Origin of the sequence: Amycolatopsis ponsaeliensis, assembly GCF_030182635.1 — a bacterium.
In the GTDB taxonomy this organism is placed as follows: domain Bacteria; phylum Actinomycetota; class Actinomycetes; order Mycobacteriales; family Pseudonocardiaceae; genus Amycolatopsis; species Amycolatopsis ponsaeliensis.
Genome location: NZ_JAPZLD010000016.1, coordinates 17,968 through 37,213 on the forward strand (window position 1 = coordinate 17,968; position 19,246 = coordinate 37,213).

A 19,246-nucleotide genomic window follows, 5' to 3' on the forward strand; every position below is an offset into this window, starting at 1 on the left:
CGTGACCTCGCGACGAGCGTTCCTGACCGCTTCAGCCGTGCTGGGGGCCGTCTCCGCGGCCGGGGTCCCGGCAAGCGCCGCCCAACCCGGTGCGCCTGGTGCTCCGGTCCGCCCGCAGCGTCCCGGCCCGGACCTGCGGGCGCTGCTCCGGCAGGTCGACGAGCGGCGGATCGAGGCGACCGTGCGTCGGCTGGCCGCGTTCGGCACTCGGCACACGCTGTCGGTACAGGACGATCCGGCGCGCGGCATCGGCGCCGCACGCGACTGGCTGTACGCGCAGTTCCAGCAGGTCGCGGCCGCTTCCGAAGGCCGGTTGACCGTCGAGCTGCAGTCGTACGTCCAGCCGCCGGCCGACCGGATCCCGGTGGCAACGAAGATCACGAACGTCGTCGCGACGCTGCACGGGTCCACCGAGCCCGGCCGCGTGTACGTCGTTTCGGGGCACTACGACTCGCGCCGCACCGACGTCATGGACTTCACCGGCGACGCGCCGGGAGCGGACGACGACGCTTCGGGCGTCGCGGTCGCGTTGGAGCTGGCGCGGGTCCTCTCGACCCGGCAGCCGGTCGCGACGATCGTGTTCGCCGCCGTCGCGGGCGAGGAGCAGGGCCTCTACGGAGCGCGGCACATGGCGCAGCAGTTCAAGGCGGCCGGCGCGGACGTCCAGGCGATGTTCACCGACGACATCGTCGGCTCCAGCCGCGCGGACGACGGCACGCGGGACCCGACGACGGTCCGCCTGTTCGCCGAGGGCGTCCCGACCGCGGAGACACCGGCCGAAGCGAACCTGCGGCGCAGCATCGGCGGCGAGAACGACTCACCGCCGCGGCAGCTGGCCCGGTTCGTGAAGTCCGTGGCGGAGAACGACTCCACGGGCATGAACGTCCGGGTGATCTACCGCCGCGACCGGTACCTGCGCGGCGGCGACCACATCGGTTTCCTGGAGCAGGGCTACCCGGCGGCGCGGTTCACCGAGCCGGCCGAGGACTTCGCGCACCAGCACCGGGACGTCCGCGTGGAGAACGGCGTCCAGTACGGCGACCTGCCGGAGTTCTGCGACTTCCCGTTCATCGCCAGGGTCGCGCGGGTGAACGGCGCCGCGCTGTGGTCGCTCGCGACGGCGCCTGGAACGCCCAAGGGTGTGAAGATCCGCACGGCAGCGCTGACGAACGACTCGGAACTGCTGTGGGACGCGACCCCGGGCGCGACGAGCTACGAGGTCCTCTGGCGCGAGACGACAGCACCCGACTGGACCCACGCGATCGACGTCGGCCCGGCGTTGACGGCGAAGATCGACCTGTCGAAGGACAACGTCTTCTTCGCCGTCCGTGCGGTGGGCCCCGGCGGGCGCCGGAGCCCGGCCGCGTTCCCGGTTCCCGTCAGCTAGGCCGCGGCCTGCGTGAGGACCTGCTCGACGACGTGGTGCGACGGCAGGATCAGCTCGCGCTCGGTGTCGGCGTCGACCTTGCCCTCCAGTAGGTCGCAGAACCGGTCCAGCTGGGAGGCCAGCGGCTCGCGCGCCGTGATCAGCTCCGGGATCTCTATCACCGTCTGCTGCCGGTAGCCGAGGCCGTCCGGGGTGACGGAGTCGTGCGAGACGTGCCGGTAGATCGTGACGTCGCGGCGCAGCAGGTCGATCTCGATCGAGCGGTCGATTTCGGACACCACCAGCGATCGGACCTTCCGCTGCCCCAGCCGGGACGCCGAAACCGTCGCCAGGCCGGTGTCGAACGAAAGCACCGTCTCGATGGTGTCCTCGGCCCCCTCGACCGACGACGGGTGGAAGTACCCCGCGCCGGAGGTCACGCGCGACGGCGTCGCGCCGCCGAAGAACTGGATCGCCAGGTCGACGTCGTGCACCAGCAGGTCCCACGCGACGCCGGTCTTGATCCGGGGCGCGTACGGGCCGTGCCGGCGGGCCATCAGGTGGATCGGCTCCTGCACCAGCGCCCGCGCGGTCATGACCGCCGGGTTGTAGCGCTCGAGCAGCCCGCACATCAGCGCGACGCCCTGCTTCTTCGACAGCGCGACGATCTCTTGCGACTTCTCGTAGCTGTTGCACACCGGCTTTTCGACCAGCATCGGCTTGCCCTGGCCGAGGATCTCCTGCGCGAGGTCGTAGTGCACCTCGGTGGCCGAAGCCAGCACGACAGCGTCCACATCGGACAGTGAGCCGAGCTCGGGCGTCCACTTCGTCTCGTACCGCTCGGCGACGGCCTTGCCCGCTTCCTCACGCGGATCGATCACGCGGACCAGGTCCACGCGGTCGTTGCCGGCGAGGACACGAGCGTGGAGGGAACCCATGTTCCCGGTCCCGACAAGAGCGATCCGATGCGTCATGCGCCCAGTACCTCGCGAACGGTTTCGATGATGGTGTCCAGGTCGGACTCGGTCAGGTGCGGGTGCACCGGCAGCGAAAGCGCCTGGTTGGCGACCGCTTGCGCCACCGGGAAGTCCTCGACGCGCGCGCCCGGGATCAGGTCGTGATCCGCGTAGCACTCGTAGTCGAAGACGATCTTGGGGTAGTAGATGCCATTGCCGATGCCGCGCTCGGTGAGCGCCGCGGCCAGCTCGTCACGCGAGAGGAACGCGTGCGGCCCGACCAGCACGGTGTACTGGTGCCACACGTGTTCGCGGCCCGGCAGCACCTGCGGGATGTCGAGGCCCGGCGTGCCCGCGAGACCCTCCGACAGCCGCTTCGCGTTCGCCTGGCGGGCCGCGGTCAGCTGGTCGAGCTTGGCCAGCTGCGGGATGCCGACCGCCGCGTGCAGGTCGGTCATCCGGTAGTTGTGCCCGGCGACCTCGTACTGGTAGCGGGCGCGCATGCCCTGGTTGCGGAGCACGCGCAGCTTGTCGGCCAGCGCGTCGTCGTCCGTCGTGATGACGCCGCCCTCGGCGGTGGTGATGTTCTTCGTCGCGTACAGCGAGAAGCAGCCGATGCCGAACGAGCCGGCCTGCTTGCCCTCGAACGACGCGCCGACGGCCTGCGCGGAGTCCTCGATCACCTTCAGCCCGTGCTCGGCCGCGAGCGGGGCGAGCTTGCCCATGTCCGCGGTCTGGCCGTAGAGGTGCACCGGCATGAGCACCTTGGTGCGGTCGGTCACGACCTTGGCCACGGCGTCGGGGTCGATCGCGAAGTCGTCGCGCCGGATGTCGGCGAACCGGACGGTCGCGCCGGCTTCGAGGATGGCGTTCAGCGTCGCGACGAAGGTGAACGGCGAGGTGATCACCTCGTCACCGGGCTTCAGGTCGAGGACCTGGAGCGACGCGACGAGCGCGGTCGTCCCGTTGTTGACCGCGATCGCGTGCTTCGTCCCGGAGACGGCCGCGAAGGCGTCTTCGAAGCGCTTGACCATCGGTCCCTGTGCGATGGCGCCGGAGCGCAGCACCTCGACGACGAGGTCCTCCGCGTCGCGGACGTCGACCACAGTGATGGGGATCATGGGCAGTCTCTCTCGGCAGGCGATTTCGGCGCGTCCGGTACAGTGAGCCGCCGGTTCTGCGCCCGGCCGCCCTGCATGAACGCGGGCCTCACGTTACCGGGCGCGGTAGCACGCCCAGTACCCAGCCGCCGACGAACGGATACCCGCCCGTGGCCAACCGCATCCACCCGACCGCCGTCCTCGGCGAAGGCGTCGAACTCGGGGACGACAACGTGATCGGGCCGTTCGCGGTGATCGTCGGCCCGGCCCGGATCGGCGACGGCAACTGGATCGGCCCCCACGTGACGATCGGCACGCCCGGCGAGGACCGCGGCCGCCCCCACCCGGCGGCCTGGGATGAAGCTCCGTCCGGTGACCCGGATCACGACGGCCACGGGGTCGTCATCGGCAGCCGCAACCGCATCCGCGAGTACGTGAGTGTCCACCAAGGGACCTGGCGGACAACGACGATCGGCAGCGACGGCTACTTCCTCCGCAACTCCCACATCGCGCACGACTGCCTGGTCGGCGACGGCGTGACCATCGCCTCCAACGCCGTCACAGGTGGGCACTGCCACATCTGGGACGGCGCCAACCTCGGCATGGGCGCGATCCTGCACCAGAAGGTCGTGGTCGGCCCCGGCGCGATGATCGGGATGGGCTCGGCGGTGCGGCGCGAGATCGGCGCGTTCACCATCGCCGTCGGCAACCCGGCCCGCGTCACCGGCGTCAACGTCGTGGGCCTGTCCCGCCGCGGCGTGGACGAGGCGACGATCGAGGCGCTCGGGCCGTGGCTGAAGGGCAAGGAAGGTCTCCCGGACGCCACCCTGCCCGGCGACCTCTCTACCTTGGTAAAGGCGTGGGACGCCCGCCCGCGCGAAGAGCACTAGGAGCTGTCTGATGTCGGAAGTCGCCCCCAAGCTGCGCGAGGTCTTCGTCGAGGCGCTGGACCTCGACGGCGACGTGGACGTCGAGAACCTGAAGTACCGCGACCTCGAGGCGTGGGACTCGGTCGGCCACATGGCGCTGGTCGCGGCCATCGAGGACGAGTTCGACGTCGAGTTCGACACCGACCAGGTGATCGACATGTCGAGCTTCAAGGTCGCCGTGGACATGGTGACCGAGCTGCAGGCGAAGAATGACTGATCTGTCCGGTCGCGTCGCGCTCGTCACCGGCGGGACGCGGGGGATCGGCCTGGCCACCGTGCGCGCGCTCGCCGAAGCGGGCGCGACGGTGGTGCTCACCGGCCGCGACGAGGCCCGCGCCAAGGAAGCGGCTTCGGCCGCGGGCGCCGCGGCCGGGCTCGCGCTGGACGTCACTGACGCGAAGGCCGTGTCTTCGCTGGTCAGGGGTGTCGCGAAGGAGCACGGCAAGCTCGACATCGTCGTGGCCAACGCCGGGATCATGGAGGACGCGCTCCTCGGGATGATCCGCGAAGAGCTCGTCGACACGACGCTGAGCACGAACGTCGCCGGCACGCTGCACACCGTCCAGGCCGCGGCCCGGGCGATGATGCGGAAGAAGACCGGCTCGATCGTCGTGCTCGCCTCCATCGTCGGCGAGTACGGAAGCGCCGGCCAGACGGTGTACGCGGCGTCGAAGGCGGCCGTGGCGAACATCGCGCGGTCGGCGGCGAAGGAGCTCGGCCGCTCGGGCATCCGGGTCAACGCGGTCGCGCCGGGCGTGATCGAGACGGACCTGACCGCGGGCTTGAGCGAGGACGCGAAGGCGGAGAACACCGGCAAGACGCCGCTCGGGCGCCTCGGCCGGGCGGAAGACGTGGCGAACGCGATCCGGTTCCTGGTGAGTGATGAAGCGTCCTTCATCACCGGACAGGTGCTGGGCGTCGACGGAGGCTTGGTGTTGTGACGCTGTTGGGTGCGGGAGCCCGGCTGGTGGATGTGGCCGGGGGCCGCACGCTGGCGGGCGCGGAACTGTCGGCCGAGGTCGGCCGCTCGATGGAAGCCCTGGCCGGGCTGCCGGTCGGCGTCGTGTTCGCGCGGATGTCGGTCGACCTGCCGAGCGTGCTGACCTACCTGGGCGCGTTCGAATCCGGCCGGGCGATCGCGCTGATCGACCCGGCGCTGGACGCGGACGTGCTCGCCGGGCTCGTCGAACGCTTCCGGCCGGCGGCGGTGCTGTCGGCTTCGGGGGACGCGCCCGCGGGGTACGTCACCCGCGGCGCCGACTGGGTCCGGACGTCGGCCGAGGGCGTGCAGCCGCATCCCGACCTGGCCGTGCTGCTCCCGACCAGCGGGTCCACCGGCAACCCCAAGCTCGTCCGGCTCTCGCGGCAGGCGATCCTCTCGAACGCCGACGCCATCGCGCAGGTCCTGCACATCGACTCCGACGAGGTCGCGCCGACCTGCCTGCCGCTGCACTACAGCTACGGCCTTTCGGTGCTGAACTCGCACCTGGTGCGCGACGCGACGATCGTGATCGAGCCGTCCGGCGTGCTCGGCCGTGGCTTCTGGGACGCGGTGAACACGTACGGCGTCACGTCCCTTTCGGGCGTCCCGTACCACTACGAAATGCTGCGGCGGCTCAAGTTCGACCCCGCGAAGTACCCGACGCTGCGCACGCTGACGCAGGCCGGCGGGAAGCTGCGCGACGACCTGATCGCCGAGTTCAACGACAAGATGCTGGCCGTCGGCGGCCGGATGTACGTCATGTACGGCCAGACCGAGGCCGCGCCGCGGATGACGACCGTGCCCGCCGAAAGGCTGGCCGAAAAGCTCGGTTCCGCCGGGCCGGCGCTGCCGGGCGGCAAGTTCGCCGTCCGCCGCGACGACGGGTCGGAGACCACGCACCCCAAAATTGTCGGTGAGGTCGTCTACCGTGGGCCCAATGTGATGCTGGGTTACGCGGACGACGAGTCCGGCCTGGCCAAGGGCGACGAATACGCCGGCGTGCTCGCCACCGGTGACCTCGGGTACCTCGACCAAGAGGGGTACCTGTTCATCACCGGGCGGCTCAAGCGCATCGGCAAGGTGTTCGGCAACCGCGTCAGCCTCGACGACCTCGAGCAGGCGGCCCGCGCGGCGGCGGTCGGGATCGACGTCGTGGCGGCGGTGCCGGCCGGCGACAAGGTCGTGCTGTTCGCGGAGGGCGTCGACAAGGCGATCTGCAAGGACGCGTCGAGGGCGCTGTCCGAGCGGCTGCACCTGCACGCCAGCGGGTTCGACGTCCGCCCGATCGACACCGTGCCGCTGCTGGCCAGCGGCAAGATCGACTACCGGTCACTGGAGGCGAAGGTATGAGTGTGTTCACTCGGTCGCAGGCCGACCGGGAGGCCTTGCTGCTGCCCGAGCTCGCCGCGTTGACGGCCCACCACCGGGCGAACTCCGAAGGCTACGAGCGGATCCTGTCGTCGCTGGGAATCGCGCCGGACTCGACCTTCGGCACGATCGCTGACCTGCCCTGGCTGCCCGTGCGGATGTTCAAGACGCACGACCTCAAGTCGATCCCGGACGGCGAGGTCTTCAAGACCCTCACGTCGTCCGGCACCACCGGCGCCGGCGCGTCGCGGATCTACCTGGACAAGGAAGCCGCGGGCGCGCAGACCAAGCAGCTGGGCGCGACGCTGCAGGAGGTCCTCGGCGGCGAGCGGCTGCCGATGCTGATGGTCGACACGATCGGCATCATCAAGAACCGCCGGTCGTTCTCCGCGCGCGGCGCGGGCGTGCTGGGCATGGCGAACTTCGGCCGCAAGCACACGTACGTGCTCGACGAGAACGACCAGCCGGACGTCGAGGCGGTCAAGAAGTTCCTGGCCGAGTACGGCGACAAGCCCTTCCTCATCTTCGGCTTCACGTTCATGGTGTGGCAGTACCTGTACGAAGTGGCGCGGGACAACGGTCTCGACCTCTCGAACGGCATCCTCATCCACAGTGGTGGCTGGAAGAAGCTGATCGACCGCGCGGTGGACAACACCGAGTTCCGGCGGCGCTTCAAGGAAGACACCGGGCTCACCCGGATCCACAACTACTACGGGATGATCGAGCAGATCGGCACGGTGTTCCTCGAAGGCCCGTCCGGGAACTCGCTGTACTGCCCGGACTTCGCCGACGTCGTGATCCGGAACCCGGAGACGTGGGAAGAGCAGCCGGTCGGGGAGCCGGGTGTGATCGAGGTCGTCTCGACGCTGCCGCGGTCGTACCCGGGCCACGTCCTGCTCACCGAAGACCTCGGCGTCTACAACGGGATCGACGACGGCGACTGGCCGGGCAAGCACTTCTCCGTGCTCGGCCGGCTGCCCAAGGCCGAGGCCCGCGGCTGCTCGGACACGTTCTCGGGAGCGGCGGCATGACCACTCTGACCCAGCGTTTCCCTTCGTCGGACGCGGTTTCCGTCAGCGACCTGGTCTCCGAGCTGCGTGCCGAGCCGTCGGGCGGCCGGTTGCGCGTCGGTGACCCGCGGATCGTCGAATTCATCACCAAGTTCGCGCGCAAGCTGCTGGCCCCGGCCACCGCGCGCCGGTTCCCGGAACTGGCGTCGCTCGGGTTCTTCCTGCGCAAGGGTGAGATCGCCAAGGCGTTGTCCACTCTGGACACGTCTTCGGGGTCGTTGCGGTTCCCGCGCGGGCTGGTGTTCCACGTGCCGCCGGCGAACGTCGACACGATCTTCGTCTACTCGTGGGCGCTGTCGGCGCTGGCGGGCAACCACAACGTCGTGCGGGTGTCGTCGCGCTCGGCCGGTGCCGCCGAGGCGGTGCTGGAGGCACTGAACGCGGCTCTGTCCGAAGTGGACTCCTCGGTCGCGGAGGCCGTCACGGCGACCCAGCGCATGGTGACGTACGACCGCAGCGACGAGGTGAGCGGCGCCCTGTCGCTGGCCGCCGACCTGCGCGTCATCTGGGGCGGCGACGGCTCGGTCGCGGCCCTGCGGAAGTACCCGCTCGCGCCGCACGCGCGTGACCTGACGTTCCCGGACCGCTCGTCGTTCGCCGTCGCTTCGGTGGCGGGCTGGCAGCGGGCGTCCGAGGCGGAGCGCCGCACGGCCGCCGAGGGCTTCTACAACGACTCGTACTGGTTCGACCAGGCCGCCTGCTCGTCGCCGCGTGCGGTGTTCTGGGTCGGCGGCGCCGCCGGTGCCCAGGCCGCGGGCCAGGAGTTCCGCGCGCTGCTGGCCGCGGTGCTGGAGACGAAACAGCACGTCACCGAGCCGGCGATGGCGGTCCAGAAGCGCGTCTCGGCGTACGGCGCGGCGGTCGACGGGCTGGTCAAGGAGATCGCGTTCGACGGCAACGGGCTGGCCACTCTGGAGCTCGCGGACCCGGCGGTGCTGCCGCGCGAGTGGCTCGGCGCCGGCACGTTCGCGAACGCTCAGGTGTCCACTTTGTCCGATCTGGTGCCGATCGTCCTGCGCAAGGACCAGACGGTCAGCCAGTTCGGCTTCACGGCCGAGGAGCTGACGGCGTTCGCCCACGAGCTCGCGGGCCGCGGCGTCGACCGGATCGTGCCGTTCGGCTCGGCCCTGACGTTCTCCGCGGTGTGGGACGGTTACGATCTGCTGGCCGAATTCAGCCGCCTGGTCACGGTGCAATGAGGCTTGTTCAGCACCAGAACAAGCCTCAGACCTGAGGAGACCGTCGATGACGACAGTTGAGACGCCGGAGGAGCTCCCGGCTGCCGGAAAGCAGCGGAAGTCCACCAAGGCGAAGATCCTCGACGTCGTCAGATGGGTCGCGATCCTGCTGGTCATCGGCTTCGCGGCGAAGCAGCTGGCGTCCAACTGGGGCGAGTTCTGGCACACCCTGCGCGACGTGGCGTGGCAGTCGTCGCTGCTCAGCCTGGTGGCCCTGGTCGCGGCGATCATGGTGTCGACCTGGGGCTGGCAGGTGATGGTCGACGACCTGGGCAAGCCGATCGGCTACGCCCGCGGGGCCCAGATCTGCCTGGTCGGCTCGCTGGGCAAGTACGTGCCGGGGTCGGTCTGGGCGTACCTGCTGCAGATGGAGCTGGGCCGCAAGGCGGGCCTGGCCCGCGCCCGGATTTTCACGGGCTCGCTGATCCAGCTGGGCGTGGGCATGGTGTCGGCGCTGGTGGTGTCCCTCCTGGCGGCGCCGGCGGTGTTCAGCAACAGCCCCCGCGCGCTGTGGTTGTTCGTGCTGATCCCGGTCGGCCTGGCGATGCTGCACCCGAAGATCCTGACCTGGGGCACGTCCCTGGTGCTGAAGCTGCTGCGCCGCCCACCCCTGGCCCACCCCCTGAGCTGGCGCGTGGTGGGCAAGGTCTTCGGCGCCTCGACGGCGGCGTGGTGCCTGCAGGGCATCCACCTCTGGCTCCTGGCGAACTCGGTGGGCACGCCCGGTTTCAGCGGGTTCGTCCTGTGCGTGGGCGCGATGGCGGTGGCCATGACGGTGGGGACGTTCGCGTTCATCCTCCCGAGCGGAGTGGGCGTCCGCGAGGTGGCCCAGGTGGCGGTGCTGACGGCGAGCGGCTTGACGGTCGGCCAGGCCACGGCGTTCGCGGTGGCGTCCCGGGTGATGTTCACGGTGGCGGACCTGCTGACGGCGGGCCTGGCAGCGGTGGCGGCCCGGTCGACCCGCCCGGCGGTCACCGCAGCCTGACCAGGTTGTCCACCCGCTGTCCCCAAGTTGTCCACAGGCGTTACGCACATGTGGACAACTCCGTGCTCACGGCAGCAACCGGTAAATCACCGCGTCCGAATTGCGCCAGGCTTCCTTCAAGAACGGCTCTTCGGCCAACCCGATCAGCCCTGGCTGATAAGGCGGTTCCGGAGCCGCCAACGGGTCACCCAGGATCACCCAATGGACATTCAGCCGCTGAACCGCCGCCCGCACCGCGGGATCAGTCCGGTAATCCCGGAACCGCTGAGCCAGCAATATGGCGTCCGAAGGTGGTGAAGTCTGGTCGTAGTGCGCCGCCACCGTGCGAACTCCCGACAGCGCATACGTCCACGCCGTTCCGTCGAAGCGGTCGTTCATCGCCCACTCGCCCGGGGCCGCCAGCTTGCCCAGCTCCACCATCGCCGCTTCCTCACCCGGCGTCACGTGCAGCTTCGACGGGTCTGCCGCCTGGTAGCCCGTGTGCACCCGGGCACCGTTCGACCTGAAGTACAACCCGTTGGAAAGCGCCACGAAACCCAGCAGCACCACCACCGCGACGGCCACCGCCGGTACGCGCGCCGGCAGGTGTTCGCGTAGCCAGGCCTGGGTCGATGCCAAGCCGTGTGCCGCCAGGACGCACAGCGGGATCGCCGCCATCGAAAAGAACCGGTACGGGTCGTCCCACCACGGCCGGGACAACGCCATCACCAGCGGGGCGTTCGACGACGCCACCGCCATGTACGCCAGGCCCGTCACCCCCGCCGTCAGCCCGATCCAGCGCAACGCGCCCGCCCGCGCGAAGAACACGATCCCGAGGAACAGCGCCACCGACAGCCACACCTGCGGATGCGCTTCGAAGTGCTGGAACCCCAGCAACGCGCCCAGCGCCGTCGACGCGCGCCACTCGCTCGGCCAGCCGTAGTACGGGAGGTCGCTCTGGGCCAGGCCCAGCGCCCCGAACAACTGCAGCCATGCCAGGAGGAACGACATCACCGCGATCGGCAGCAGCGCCAGCAGGTCGCGGCCGATCCGGCGCCAGCCCGACAGCCAGCGCTGCACCAGCAGCGGCCCGGCGAACAGGATCCCGCCGAACAACGTCGACGAATGGATGCACAGCAACCCCACCGCCGCCAGCAGCAGCACGAAACCCGTGTCCGGCGCGACGCGCTCCAGGTACCGCCGCACCGCCACCGCCGCCAGCGGGGTCAGCGTCACGCCCAGCGCGAACGGCAGCAGCGGCCCGCGGTCCATCGACTCGTAGACGCCCATCACCGGCGCCACCGCCGTCAGCGCCACCGCGCCCGCCAGCACCGCGCGGCCGCGGAACTCGCGGACCAGCGTCACCAGCGACAGCGCCAGCAAACCCGGCAGCAGCAGCGTGTTCGCGTCCAGCGTCGCCGGGATCGACGCACCGCTGAGCCGGTTCGTCACCGCCGCCAGCAGGTGGTAGGCGTTGGGGTAGAACACCGGCGCCGCGTCGCCGTACCAGTTCACGTGGCCCGTGCCGAACAGGCTGCCGTCGCCGGTGTCGGCGATGTAGCGGACGGCGTTCCCGTGGTACACCGCGTCGAACCCCTGGGGCAGCGCGCCGATGTGACCCAGGCCGCGCAGCGTCGCGTAAAAGCCCACCGCCGCCCCGAACAGCAGGCACGCGCCCACCGCGAGGTGCCCGCGACGGTCCCACAGCCCGGGTTCCGGCTCATGCGCCCAACGCCGGACCGTCAGTTTCCGGACACCGTAAGCGATCGCGACGAAGACGACGGTCGAAACCGCGTACGTCACCGGCGTGAACGACCACCCGAGGGCCGCCGTCCACGGTCCGGTCAGGCCGCCGATGGCGTAGCTCAGCAACGGGGCCAAGCCGGCCAGGGCCCAGCCGCGCAATCCCGCGACCAGTCCGGTCAGGAGGCCCGGGACGGCGATGACGACAATGGCAACGCAGACGGAGAGCACGCTGGAGACTAAGCCGACAACGATCCGCAGAACGCTCCGGGGTGAGCAGTCCGATCGGGACGATTCGCGAATGTCCCTTCGCGATACCCGAACGGGTTATATTGACGAGTGCGTTTCCCTGCTTGACTGACGCCGGGCGGAGCGAGCTTCACAAGGGGGCCGGGTGGTCTACGCGGTCGTGGTGGCGTGGCTGGTCCTCGCCGCGATCGTGGTCCTCACCTGGGGCCGGCTCGACACCGACCGCGGCTGGCGCGGGTTCGTCCTCACGCTCACCCTCGGCCTTTCGCTGCTGCACCAGCTGTTGTTCGCGACGGTCACCGAGGACGCGCTCGTTTCGTTCCGCTATGCGCAGAACATCGCCGACGGAAACGGCCCGGTCTTCAACCCCGGAGAACGCGTCGAGGGGTATACGAACTTCTTCTGGCTGGTGCTGATCGCCCTGCCGCGGGCCGCGTTCGGCGCCGACGTGCAGACCACCGCCGTCGTCTTCGGGGTCCTCGCCGCGCTCGGGTGCGTGCTCGTGGCCTACCTCCTGGTGAACCGGATCGTCGCGGGAGCCGACGCCGAGTGGCGGCCGGCGATCGGCGTCGCCGCCGCGGTGCTGACCGCGAGCGCCGGCGGCCTCGCCGTCTACGGGCCGTCCGGCTCCGAGGTCCCGCTGTTCGTGCTGCTCCTGCTCGCCGTCTGCTACTCGCTCGCGGCGCGCCGCCCGGTGGTCGCCGGGGTGCTCGTCGCGTTCGCCGTGATGACCAGCCCGGAAGGCCTGGTGGTCGCCGTGCTGGGCGGGCTCTGGCTGGCCGGCGCCGCGCTGCGGAAGAAGCACAGCTGGTGGGCGCCGGTGGGCTACGTCCTGGGCGCGCTGGTGTTCCTGATCCCGCGGCTGGCCTGGCGTGCGACGTTCTACCAGCACTTCCTCCCCGCGCCGCTGGCCGCGAAGCTCGGCGGGCCGTTCGGCTCGCAGGTCGCCAGTGGCTGGCCGTACCTGTCCGGGTTCGCCTTGGCGCACCAGGGTTTCCTCCTGCTCGGGCTGGTTGCCGCGGTCGCGCTGCTGCTGCGCCGCACCCAACCCGCGTTTCGGGGGTTCCGGGTGGCGGAGCCCCCGGTTGGCACAGACGTCGAAGCCCGCGCCCTGATCTGGCTGCTGTTCGCGACGGCTGCCACGGTCGCCGCCGCCGCGGTGCTGATCGGCGGCGACCCCGGTCCGTCGTGGCGGCTGCTGGCCCCGGTACCGCCGCTGATCGCGGTGGCGGCCGTCAGCGCGTACGGCGTGCTCACCGTGGACGCCGACGCGAAGCCGTCGCCGCGGCCGAGGGCGTGGCCCGCCGCGACGCGGCTCGTCCCGGTGACCGCCTGCGGGCTCGCCGGCATCGCGGTGCTCGTCTCGGTGTTCAGCCCCGAGATGCTCGACCGCGTGCGCGACTGGCGCGCGCACGGCGCCGAGCTGACCGAGGTCGGCGGCTGGCTGGGCCGGTACCTGCCGCCCGGGTCGGTCGTCAGCGCCGCCGCGCCCGGCGCGCTCGCGGCCCACGGCGGGCAGCTGCTCATCATCGACGTCCTCGGCCGCACCGACGACCACATCGCCCGCGAGGGCCGGCACGACGACGGCGTCGCGACCGACTACGACTACGTCGTCAACGGCCGCCGCCCGACCGTCGCCGTGCCCGCCGACAGCGGCTACGCCGACCGCCAGCACTGCGCGATCGACCCGGTCTACGCCGGCAAGTACGAGGTCGCCACCTTCCGCCGCGTCGGCACGCCCTACTGGGTCTCGGTGTACCCGCGCACGGAGCAGGCGAAGTCGGTGGTCACGGACCTCGACAAGGGCCCGGACTTCCGCTACGTACCCTGTCCTACGTGAAGCTCGAGGTCCCGAAACGCCGGCTCGGCGCCGAAGCGAAGCTCGGGATCGGGGTCTTCGGGACGTCGTTCGCGCTGTTCGTGCTGCGGTTCCTGGTGCCGCGCCCGGTCGCGATGTCCAACAACGGTGACGGCGGTCGCGTGCTGTGCGGCGCCGGGATCACCTGGAAGGGCCTGCCGGAGGCGTTCGTCCACCTCGCCTACACGCCCGCGGCCGGGGCGACGCCGTGCCGGCCGACTTACCTGCTTACGCAGAGCTGGCTCGCGGACCTGGCCGTCGGGATCGGCCGGCTGATCGGCCTGCCCGGGACGCTCAGCCTGGTCGTGCTGGGCCTGCTGAGCAGCGTCGTCGCCGCGGGGGCGATCGCCGCGATCGTGCTCGGCCTGCCGTACTCCCGGCGCGTCCGGCTGGCCGTGGCCGCCGGACTGGTGCTGGTTGTCGCCGACTCGGCGTTCTTCGGGTACTTCGCCGCGGTGCTCGGCGAAGGCGCGGCCTTCCTCGGTCTCCTGCTGATCGTCGGCGGCCTGCTGCTGACCGCGCGCGAAGGCCGCTGGAGCTACGCCGGTATGGCGGTGACGTTCGCCGGGGGCGTGCTGGCGGTCAACGCCAAGGTCCAGACGCTGACGATCCTGCCGATCCTCGCGCTCGCCGTGTTCCTGGTCCGGCCGGGCACGCTGCGCGGGCCGAAGCGGTGGGCGGCGGCGGTGCTGGTCGTCGGCGCGCTCGGCGCCGTGACGCTGGCCGCGCAGCAGAGCGTCGAACCCGCCCGGGCGCCGGACGGCACCTACAGCGAGTTCCCCGGCGACGACTCGCGCGAGATCAACGTGTTCAACTCGGTCTTCCTGAACATCGTCGACGGCCAGCACGACACCCAGGCCGACCTGGCCGCGCTCGGGCTGCCGCCGTCGTTCGCGCAGTACGCGGGCAACGGCTGGTGGCACCCGCATCCGGCGACCATGGACCCGCTCTACCCGCGGTACCGCGGCCAGTTGACCCGCGAGAACGTCGTCGCGTACTTCGCGAGCCACCCCGGGCGGACCCTCGAGGTGCTGAACCGGGCCGCGACCGACCAGCTCACCGCCCGCCCGGACTACCTCGGCAGCTTCGACCAGGAGGCGGGCTTCGCGCCGCACGCGCAGGAGTACCGGGTGCCGGTGGTGTCGTGGCTGACCGGCCTGCTCAGCCCGCTCGGCCTGTTCGCGCTGGTGCCGATCTGGCTGTTCGTGCTGGTCAGAGCCTGGACGCAGCGCCGTGGCGCGCTCGGTGTGGTGCTGGCGTTCCTGTTCGCCGTCTCGCTGACGCAGTTCGGCGCCGCGGCCCTCGGCGACGGCATCGAGGGCATCAAGCACCAGTCCGTCGCGCTGTTCACGATCCTGCTGGCCCTCGTGCTGGCGGCGGTGCCTCAGTCGCGCTCGAGTGAGCCCCGGTGGGGCAGGAACTCCTCGGTCGGCGGGCCGTCGACGTCGTGTTGTCCGACCCGCTTCGACGGCGGTTTCGGCCAGAACGGCGGCACCTCGAGCAGCACGAAGACGAGCAGCCCGGCCAAGCCGACCAGGAAGATCGTCGACGACGACGCCAGCTTGTAGTTCACCGCGAAGTACAGGAAGAACACCACGCCGACCCAGAGGCGCCGGGCGTCGCCGCGGTGCCGGTCGAGCACGACCGCGACCAGCCCGATGACCAGCGGCGCGAGCATCACGAAGACGCGCTGGGTGTCCGTGGCGACCAGCCGCCCGGCCAGGCAGCACAGCCCCAGCCAGACGCTGGACACGAGCAGCAGGCTCCGGGTGCCGTTCCGCCGGTACTCGAGGTAGAGGCCGTAGGCGAAGATCAGCCAGAAGAAACCGAACGTGCTGTAGAGGGCCGCTTGGTCCATGCCCTTGTTCGACGACAGGGCGAAGCGGATGTTGCCCAGCAGGCCGCTGTTGGCCTGCCCGGCGCCGAACCCGTAGTCGCCGCCGATCAGTGCCTGGGCCCACAGCCGGAACGCGAAGTACAGCCCGGCCGCGACCACGACGGCGACGAGCCCGCCGATCACCTGCTTGTCACGCAGCGACCGCGACCGCGTCCACGCCGCCAGCGGGTACAGCGGCGCGAGCAGGAGCGTCGTCTCCTTGTTGATCGTGCCGATGACGATCACCACCGCGAACCAGATCAGCCGCCGGTCGAACAGCAGCCACAGCGCGACCAGGTAGAGCAGGTTGTTCAGCGGGTCGACCAGGTAGGGGTTGCCGAACGCGTACGGCGCGTACCAGAACGTGCAGGCCAGCGCGGTCGCGGCGAGCGCCGAGGTGTACAGCCGCAGGTCCAGGCGGACCCAGAGGAACTCGAAGAAGACGATCGCCGCGGCGAGGACCAGCGCGAAGGTGAACGCCAGCCACACGGAGTCGAGGGAGATGCCGGTCAGCCGGTTGGCGGTGTGGACGAGCCACGGGCTGAGCATCCGCAGGGCGAAGGGGTTGTCGACGCGCGCGCCGGTCTGCACCGACATCTGGTAGTACTCGGCGGCGTCGCCCCACGCCTTCTCGTGCGCGTTCGGCTGCAGGGGTGCGTAGGAGATCAGGTTGAGGAGCGTCACCGTGGCCAGGCCCAGGTACACCGCGACCCGGTGGCCGGCTCGTCTGACGGGCGAGGCGGGCTCCTCGATCACTGGCAACACACCCGGCAGCCTAGTGGGCGTGAGCTTCGCCCGGTTTGTGTCCTTCACCGCTTGAACGACGGCCAACAACCTACGGTCCCGTAACCTGGCGGGATGGCTGACCTCGTGTACCCGCCCGTGATCGCGGCGGCCCGGACGATGTTCCGGGTACTGGACAACCGCATCACGATCGAGGGCGCGGAGCACATCCCGCGCCGTGGTGGTGCGGTCATCGCGTGCAACCACGTGAGCTACCTCGACTTCATCTTCTGCGGCCTCGGCGCGCGCCCGGCCAAGCGGCTGACGCGGTTCATGGCGAAGAAGGAGATCTTCGACAACAAGATCGCCGGGCCGCTGATGCGCGGGATGCACCACATCTCCGTCGACCGCTCCGCAGGCCTGGCCTCCTACCGCGAAGCGCTCGAAAAGCTGCAGGCCGGCGAGGTCGTGGGCGTCTTCCCCGAAGCCACCATCAGCCGGTCGTTCACCGTCAAGGAGATCAAGTCGGGTGCCGTCCGGATGGCCGCGGCGGCGGACGTCCCGGTCGTGCCGATGGCGCTGTGGGGCACGCAACGGCTCTGGACGAAGGGCCGGCCGAAGGACCTGACCCGCCGCCACGTGCCGGTCTCGATCCTCATCGGCGAGCCGCTGCACCCGGCCAAGGGCGACGACTGGGACGTCGTGACGAAGGAGCTGCGCACGCGGATGAGCGCGCTCGTCGACCGCGCCCAGGCCGAGTACCCGGACCAGCCCGCGTCCGACGAAGAACGCTGGTGGCTGCCCGCCCACCTGGGCGGCACGGCGCCGACGCCGGAGGAAGCGGCCGAGCTCGACCGCGGCTGACATCCGGGGCTTCGCCCCGGGCCGGGGGCTCCGCCACCCGGACCCCCGCAAGACGGCTAGAACCAGCGCTCGAGCACCTGCGCGACGCCGTCGTCGCCGGCCGGGCCGGTGACCTCGTCGGCCACCGCGAGCACCGCCCGGTGCCCGTTCTCCATCGCGACGCCGTGGCCGGCCCAGCGCAGCATCTGGACGTCGTTGGGCATGTCGCCGAACGCGATCACCTGCTCGCGCTCGACGCCCAGCCGCTCGGCGACGTCGGCGAGGCCGGTCGCCTTCGTGATCCCGTGCGCGGACAGCTCCACCAGGCCGCCCGACGACGAGTACGTGACGTCGACGTCGCGGTCGAAGAGGGCGTTGATCGCCTCGGACATCTCGTCGGACGACATCCCGCGGTGGCTGACCAGGAGCTTGATCGCCGGGTGCCCGAGCACCTCGGCGCGCGGCGCCGTGCGGCCTTCGCCGTCGCCCCACGGGTTGTGGTAGTCCGGCTCGATCACGAAGCTGCGCATTTCGTGGTCGGCGTCGGCACTGACGCGTTCGGCGGCCAGCCGGCAACCGGGCAGGGCCTTGTCGAGCGCGTGCGCGATGTCGTGGAGCAGCTCCGGCTTCAGCAGGCCGTGCACCGCGACGACCTCCTCGCGGCCGCAGTCGTACAGGACGGCGCCGTTCGCGCAGACCGCGTACCCGGTCAGTTCGAGGGGCTTGGCCACGGGCGCGATCCAGCGCGGCGGACGGCCGCTCGCCAGCACGAACGGCACGCCCGCGTCGATCGCCCGGCGGACGGTCGCGATGGTGCGGGCGCTGAGGGATTCGGAGGGGCCGAGCAGGGTGCCGTCGACGTCGGACGCGATCAACTGAGGTCTCTCCACCCGCCCATTGTCCCTGACCCGTCCGGGTGGCCTCGTCCCCGTCCGAGCGATTGTCGGTGGGTACCAGTACGGTCCGGCAGTGTGCGACTAGGCATCGTGATTCTTCCGGAAGATCGTTGGTGGGCAGCCGAGCCGAAGTGGCGCGCCGCCGAGGAATACGGCTTCGACCACGCCTGGACGTATGACCACCTGGGCTGGCGCAACCTGGTCGACGGCCCGTGGTTCTCCGCGGTCCCGACCCTGACGGCGGCCGCGATGGTGACGTCCCGCATCCGGCTGGGCACGTTCGTGGCGTCCCCGGTCGCGCGGCACCCGGTGCCGTTCATGCGCGAGCTGACCACCCTCGACGACATCTCGGACGGCCGCTTCGTCCTCGGCGTCGGCGCGGGCGTCGACCACCAGCGCTACGACGGCAAGGTGCTGGACGCGCCGGAGCTGACGACGAAGCAGCGCGTCGACCGGTTCACCGAGTTCGTCGAGGCGCTCGACGGGCTGCTCATGACGGACAAGTTCGACTTCGACGGCGAGTACTACCGGGCCCGCGAGGCCCGCAACCTGCCGGGCACGGTCCAGCGGCCGCGGCTGCCGTTCGTGGTCGCGGCGAACGGCCCCCGCACGATGACCCTGGCGGCGCGCTTCGGCGCGGGCTGGGTCACGACGGGCAAGGGTGGCACGACCGAGGACGAGTGGTGGGGCGGCATCAAGCAGCTCACCGAGGTCTTCGACGAGCGGCTGGACGCGGTGGGCCGCGAGCGGGCGGGCATCCAGCGGTACCTGAGCCTGGACGCGTCGCCGGTCTTCTCGCTGAGCAGCGTCGAGGCGTTCCGGGACGCGGCCGGCCGCGCGGGGGAGCTGGGCTTCACCGACGTCATCTCGCACTGGCCGCGGTCGTCTTCGCCGTACGAAGGCCGCGAAGCCGTGCTGGAACAGGTGGCGAGCGACGTGCTGCCGGAGCTCCACGCTAGTCCGAACGGGTGACATCTGAGTAGCAGGGAAACCGATTGCCGTCCCACGGGCGTCCTTCACTGCAGACGTCAGAGATCACCCCGGGGGTGGTTGGGGGACGGAGGGCCCTCGTGGCCGCGGCACGG

General features: G+C 70.7%; 16 protein-coding genes. 12 read left to right on the forward strand and 4 right to left on the reverse strand.

The genetic code is table 11. The annotated features are described in order from the left end of the window. Position 1: 1 nt before the first annotated feature. Positions 2 to 1,387: a M20/M25/M40 family metallo-hydrolase gene (locus QQ657_RS23680; RefSeq protein WP_284744417.1), complete on the forward strand. Its 1,386-nt coding sequence runs from the start codon at positions 2 to 4 to the stop codon at positions 1,385 to 1,387. Here QQ657_RS23680 and QQ657_RS23685 read toward each other — a convergent pair. Beyond that, complete coding sequence (locus QQ657_RS23685) at positions 1,384 to 2,340, reverse strand: Gfo/Idh/MocA family protein (RefSeq protein ID WP_284744418.1); 957 nt, start codon at positions 2,338 to 2,340, stop codon at positions 1,384 to 1,386. The two genes, QQ657_RS23680 and QQ657_RS23685, sit on opposite strands and share 4 nt — an antisense overlap. Beyond that, positions 2,337 to 3,443 carry a DegT/DnrJ/EryC1/StrS family aminotransferase gene (locus QQ657_RS23690; protein WP_284744419.1) on the reverse strand — a complete coding sequence of 369 codons (1,107 nt, stop codon included), beginning with the start codon at positions 3,441 to 3,443 and terminating at the stop codon, positions 2,337 to 2,339. Before QQ657_RS23690 ends, QQ657_RS23685 begins: the two co-directional genes overlap by 4 nt. Positions 3,444 to 3,592: 149 nt before the next feature. Between QQ657_RS23690 and QQ657_RS23695 the strand changes: the two genes are divergently transcribed. The 7 genes from QQ657_RS23695 to QQ657_RS23725 are packed head-to-tail and all read left to right on the forward strand — an operon-like array spanning position 3,593 to position 9,994. After that, complete coding sequence (locus tag QQ657_RS23695; protein ID WP_284744420.1) at positions 3,593 to 4,312, forward strand: acyl-ACP--UDP-N-acetylglucosamine O-acyltransferase family protein; 720 nt, start codon at positions 3,593 to 3,595, stop codon at positions 4,310 to 4,312. 10 nt (positions 4,313 to 4,322) lie between these two features. Continuing rightward, the gene (locus QQ657_RS23700; RefSeq protein WP_284744421.1) at positions 4,323 to 4,568 is read left to right on the forward strand and encodes an acyl carrier protein; all 246 of its coding nucleotides are present in this window, start codon (positions 4,323 to 4,325) and stop codon (positions 4,566 to 4,568) included. Next, on the forward strand, positions 4,561 to 5,292 hold the full coding sequence (locus QQ657_RS23705; RefSeq protein ID WP_284744422.1) for an SDR family NAD(P)-dependent oxidoreductase: 732 nt from the start codon (positions 4,561 to 4,563) through the stop codon (positions 5,290 to 5,292). Before QQ657_RS23700 ends, QQ657_RS23705 begins: the two co-directional genes overlap by 8 nt. Then, the gene (locus QQ657_RS23710; RefSeq protein ID WP_284744423.1) at positions 5,289 to 6,683 is read left to right on the forward strand and encodes an AMP-binding protein; all 1,395 of its coding nucleotides are present in this window, start codon (positions 5,289 to 5,291) and stop codon (positions 6,681 to 6,683) included. The genes QQ657_RS23705 and QQ657_RS23710 overlap by 4 nt, the downstream gene beginning before the upstream one ends. Further along, on the forward strand, positions 6,680 to 7,732 hold the full coding sequence (locus QQ657_RS23715) for a LuxE/PaaK family acyltransferase (protein WP_284744424.1): 1,053 nt from the start codon (positions 6,680 to 6,682) through the stop codon (positions 7,730 to 7,732). The genes QQ657_RS23710 and QQ657_RS23715 overlap by 4 nt, the downstream gene beginning before the upstream one ends. Then, positions 7,729 to 8,970: an acyl-CoA reductase gene (locus tag QQ657_RS23720; RefSeq protein ID WP_284744425.1), complete on the forward strand. Its 1,242-nt coding sequence runs from the start codon at positions 7,729 to 7,731 to the stop codon at positions 8,968 to 8,970. The genes QQ657_RS23715 and QQ657_RS23720 overlap by 4 nt, the downstream gene beginning before the upstream one ends. 46 nt (positions 8,971 to 9,016) lie before the next feature. Further along, a complete protein-coding gene (locus QQ657_RS23725; RefSeq protein ID WP_284744426.1) occupies positions 9,017 to 9,994 on the forward strand; it encodes a lysylphosphatidylglycerol synthase transmembrane domain-containing protein in 978 nt (325 codons plus the stop codon). A 66-nt stretch (positions 9,995 to 10,060) separates the two neighbouring features. Here the strand turns inward: QQ657_RS23725 and QQ657_RS23730 are convergent, their stop codons facing one another. Then, positions 10,061 to 11,947, reverse strand: coding sequence for a DUF6541 family protein (locus tag QQ657_RS23730; RefSeq protein ID WP_284744427.1), 1,887 nt, complete (start codon positions 11,945 to 11,947; stop codon positions 10,061 to 10,063). A gap of 163 nt (positions 11,948 to 12,110) precedes the next feature. On the opposite strand from QQ657_RS23730, the gene QQ657_RS23735 reads away from it, so the two are divergent. The 3 genes from QQ657_RS23735 to QQ657_RS23745 all read left to right on the forward strand — a co-directional run bounded on the left by QQ657_RS23735 (position 12,111) and on the right by QQ657_RS23745 (position 17,286). Then, positions 12,111 to 13,805: an ArnT family glycosyltransferase gene (locus QQ657_RS23735; protein ID WP_284744428.1), complete on the forward strand. Its 1,695-nt coding sequence runs from the start codon at positions 12,111 to 12,113 to the stop codon at positions 13,803 to 13,805. Beyond that, on the forward strand, positions 13,802 to 15,391 hold the full coding sequence (gene wsfD, locus QQ657_RS23740; protein ID WP_284744429.1) for a glycan biosynthesis hexose transferase WsfD: 1,590 nt from the start codon (positions 13,802 to 13,804) through the stop codon (positions 15,389 to 15,391). The genes QQ657_RS23735 and wsfD overlap by 4 nt, the downstream gene beginning before the upstream one ends. 1,166 nt (positions 15,392 to 16,557) lie before the next feature. Next, entirely contained in the window at positions 16,558 to 17,286 is a 729-nt protein-coding gene (locus QQ657_RS23745; protein WP_284744430.1) for a lysophospholipid acyltransferase family protein, read from the forward strand. A 56-nt stretch (positions 17,287 to 17,342) separates the two neighbouring features. On the opposite strand, the gene QQ657_RS23750 is transcribed toward QQ657_RS23745, so the two are convergent. After that, entirely contained in the window at positions 17,343 to 18,140 is a 798-nt protein-coding gene (locus tag QQ657_RS23750) for an HAD family hydrolase (RefSeq protein WP_284744610.1), read from the reverse strand. A gap of 96 nt (positions 18,141 to 18,236) precedes the next feature. Here QQ657_RS23750 and QQ657_RS23755 point away from each other — a divergent pair, with 96 nt between their 5' ends. Continuing rightward, the gene (locus QQ657_RS23755) at positions 18,237 to 19,133 is read left to right on the forward strand and encodes an LLM class flavin-dependent oxidoreductase (protein WP_284744431.1); all 897 of its coding nucleotides are present in this window, start codon (positions 18,237 to 18,239) and stop codon (positions 19,131 to 19,133) included. Positions 19,134 to 19,246 lie beyond the last annotated feature (113 nt).